Source organism: Phenylobacterium sp., assembly GCF_030693625.1.
GTDB lineage: Bacteria > Pseudomonadota > Alphaproteobacteria > Caulobacterales > Caulobacteraceae > Phenylobacterium > Phenylobacterium ferrooxidans.
The window spans coordinates 1-3,077 of record NZ_JAUYAF010000049.1 but is presented as its reverse complement, the minus strand read 5'-3'; the positions used below and the strand labels follow the sequence as shown (position 1 = coordinate 3,077).

Genomic DNA, 3,077 nt, shown 5'->3' with positions numbered 1-3,077 from the left:
CGGAGACGTAGTCCTCAAGATATTCCGGGAGCAGCGTGCCCTGACGCCGGTCATCCCCCTCGACAAACCGTTTCATCCCGGCCCCCGAAGCTGATGGACAGAAATCTAAGCTGCTTCGGTGTTTTCACACAGCCTCCACCCCTAGCCGACCTTTGGAGGGTCTGCTTGCGGGCAGTGCGCCTGCTTACTGCCCAGTTAGGTTGCCTGTCTGCATTGCATCGAGGTCCAGTTGCCGCCTTCCGCAGTTGGGAGTACTTCACTGAGATAAAGGGCTGCGAACCTGGTCCAGCCCAACGGACTCCGCCCGTCTCCCGTCACCCGCCGCCACGGCAACCGCAACGCTCGGCCGGCGTTATGGCCAAGCTCGTGCCCGGCCTTCGCCGGGTGGGGCGTCAGGATATTCTCCCATGGCTGCTCGTCGCGCCGGTCTGCCCCTCACCGCCCCCTCCGTACCCTTGTTCGCCATCGCGGTGGTGCTGGCTGTTCTGTCCATGCTGGTCCAGTACGCCGGCGTCGACATCCCGTTGATCCGCGAGCACGTGTTCACCACCCTCGCCGTGGCCTTCGCGATCCTGACCGCCGGCGTCCTGCTGCGCGGAGCCTGACGGAGCGAGGCTGCCCGTCCTGGCGTTCAAGGTCATCCGCGCGCGCACGGCGTCGCGCAAGTCGCAAGCAACTTGTGTGGCGGAGCTTTCCAAAGCTTAATCCGCCCTGTCGTTGCGCCATCTCAACGACGGGGCCACATAGGCCGATAGTCAGGCCTGATCCTGATGCTGCTCTTGGGGAGCCACACACCTTGTCCACCCTTCGCAATCGCCTCGCGCGCGCCGCCCTGCTGGTGCTCGCGCCTGTCCTGATCGCCGGCTGCGGGATCAACAACATCCCCACCAAGGAAGAGCGCGCCAAGGCCCAGTGGGCCGAGGTGCAGAACCAGTATCAGCGCCGCGCCGACCTGATTCCCAATCTGGTGGAGACCGTGAAGGGCTACGCCGCCCAGGAAAAGAGCGTCCTGACCGCTGTCACCGAGGCCCGCGCCTCGGCCACCCAGGTCAAGGTCGACGCCTCCACCCTCACCGACCCCGCCCAGTTCGCCCAGTACGCCGCCGCCCAGGACAAGCTGTCGGGCGTGCTCGGCCGGCTGATGATGATCCAGGAGAACTACCCGGACCTGAAGTCCAACCAGAACTTCCTGGCCCTGCAGAGCCAGCTGGAGGGGACCGAGAACCGCATCAGCGTGTCGCGCCGCGACTACAACGAGGCGGTCCGGGACTACAATCTGGAGTTCCGCAAGTTCCCCAACAGCTTCTGGGCCTCCACCGTCCATAGCGGCTCCAAGCCGATGGTGATGTTCCAGGCCAACGCCGCCGCCCAGGCCGCGCCCAGCGTCAGCTTCTCGCCCACGACGCCGCCGGCGACGTCCACCCTGCCGGCCGCGCCGGCCCAATGACCCAGCGCAAGGGACTGCGGGGCCTGCTGGGCCTCGCAGTCCTCGGCCTCGTCCTGAGTGCGGGCGCAGCTCTGGCCGCCCCCAAGTTCCCGCCGCTCACGGGGCGGGTGGTGGACAATGCCGGCCTGCTGTCGCCGGCCGCCGAACAGAAGCTCACCGCCGAGCTCGCCGACCTGGAGACCAAGACCGGTCGTCAGATGGTGGTGGCGACCCTGCCCGACCTCGGCGGCTACGAGATCGAGGACTACGGCTACCAGTTGGGCCGGGCCTGGGGGATCGGCGACAAGACCCGCAACGACGGGGTCCTGCTGCTGGTGGCGCCCAACGACAAGAAGGTGCGCATCGAGGTCGGCTATGGCCTTGAGGGCATCCTGACCGACGCGCTCTCCAGCGTGATCATCCAGACCCGAATCCTGCCGGCCTTCCGGGACGGCAAGATGGAGGCGGGCGTGATCGCGGGAACTGAGGCGGTGATCGGCCAGCTATCCCTGCCCGACGATCAGGCCCGGGCCATCGCCACGGCGACGCCGGCGCCGGAACCCGAGTCGGAAAACAGCCTGCCCGGCGTGATCATCTTCATCGTGGTGATCATCTTCTGGGTGCTGAGCAGCATCCTGCGGGGCGGACGCGGCCGACGTGGGCGCCGCGGCGGCGGCCTCTGGTGGCTGCTGCCCATGTTGCTCTCGAGCGGCGGCCGCGGTGGCGGAAGCAGCTGGGGTGGCGGTGGCGGCGGCTTCAGCGGCGGCGGCGGATCGTTCGGCGGCGGTGGATCTTCAGGAGGATGGTGATGCTGTCAGACGCTGACCGCGCGCGGGTCGAGGCCGCGGTCGCCCGGGGCGAGCTGCGCACCCGTGGTGAGATCTACACCGTCGTCGCCCGGGAATCCTCCGACTACCGGGAGGTGCCGGTGGCCTGGGCGGCGATCGCGGCCCTGGCCGTTCCGGCCCTGCTGCTGGCGGGCGGTATCCAGGTGAGCGCCCCCGAGATCCTCACCGGCGAGTGGAGCGCCGCCCAGATCGGGGCGGTGGCCGAACAGTCGGTGCGCAGCGCCCTGACCTGGGCCTTGCTGATGCAGGGGGTGCTGTTCGTGGCCGTCGCCCTGCTGGTGGGGATCATCCCACCCCTGCGCCGCCTGCTGACGCCCAAGGGACTGAAGCGGGAACGCGTCTTGCGTCGGGCCCAGGAGCAGTTCCTGGCCAAGAACCTGGCGGCCACCCGCGAACGCACCGGGGTGCTGATCTATGTCTCCGCCAAGGAGCGCATGGCCGAGCTGATCGCCGACGAGGGCGTGGCCTCCAAGGTCGATCCCAAGGTCTGGGACGAGGCCATGGCGGCGCTGATTTCGGGCATCAAGCGCAAGCAGCCCGCCGAGGGCTTCGAGGCGGCGATCGGCCTCTGCGCCGACATCCTGGCGCAGCATTTCCCGGCCAACGCGACGGACAATCCCAACGAGCTCCCCGACAGCGTGGTGGTGTTGCCTTAGCTCGCGTTCCTTCTCCCCTTGCGGGAGAAGGTGGCCGGTCGGAGGCCGGTCGGATGAGCAACCATGTTAAGTGGGTTGTCTAATCCAGGGCTGTTGCCGGCTGAGGACGAGGTTTGCGGCCTCGATGAGTTTTCTCATGACGGCGAC

The 3,077-nt window shown here is 67.9% G+C and carries 4 protein-coding genes; all 4 read left to right on the top strand.

Annotated features, from left to right (window positions below):
* The first annotated feature begins 407 nt into the window (after positions 1-407).
* The 4 genes from Q8N10_RS10370 to Q8N10_RS10355 all read left to right on the top strand — a co-directional run bounded on the left by Q8N10_RS10370 (position 408) and on the right by Q8N10_RS10355 (position 2,930).
* Entirely contained in the window at positions 408-605 is a 198-nt protein-coding gene (locus tag Q8N10_RS10370) for a hypothetical protein (protein WP_304783459.1), read from the top strand.
* 191 nt (positions 606-796) lie between these two features.
* A complete protein-coding gene (locus Q8N10_RS10365) occupies positions 797-1,447 on the top strand; it encodes a LemA family protein (RefSeq protein WP_304783456.1) in 651 nt (216 codons plus the stop codon).
* Positions 1,444-2,235 carry a YgcG family protein gene (locus Q8N10_RS10360; protein ID WP_304783453.1) on the top strand — a complete coding sequence of 264 codons (792 nt, stop codon included), beginning with the start codon at positions 1,444-1,446 and terminating at the stop codon, positions 2,233-2,235. Before Q8N10_RS10365 ends, Q8N10_RS10360 begins: the two co-directional genes overlap by 4 nt.
* Positions 2,235-2,930 carry a TPM domain-containing protein gene (locus tag Q8N10_RS10355; RefSeq protein ID WP_304783450.1) on the top strand — a complete coding sequence of 232 codons (696 nt, stop codon included), beginning with the start codon at positions 2,235-2,237 and terminating at the stop codon, positions 2,928-2,930. Before Q8N10_RS10360 ends, Q8N10_RS10355 begins: the two co-directional genes overlap by 1 nt.
* Positions 2,931-3,077: the final 147 nt, after the last annotated feature.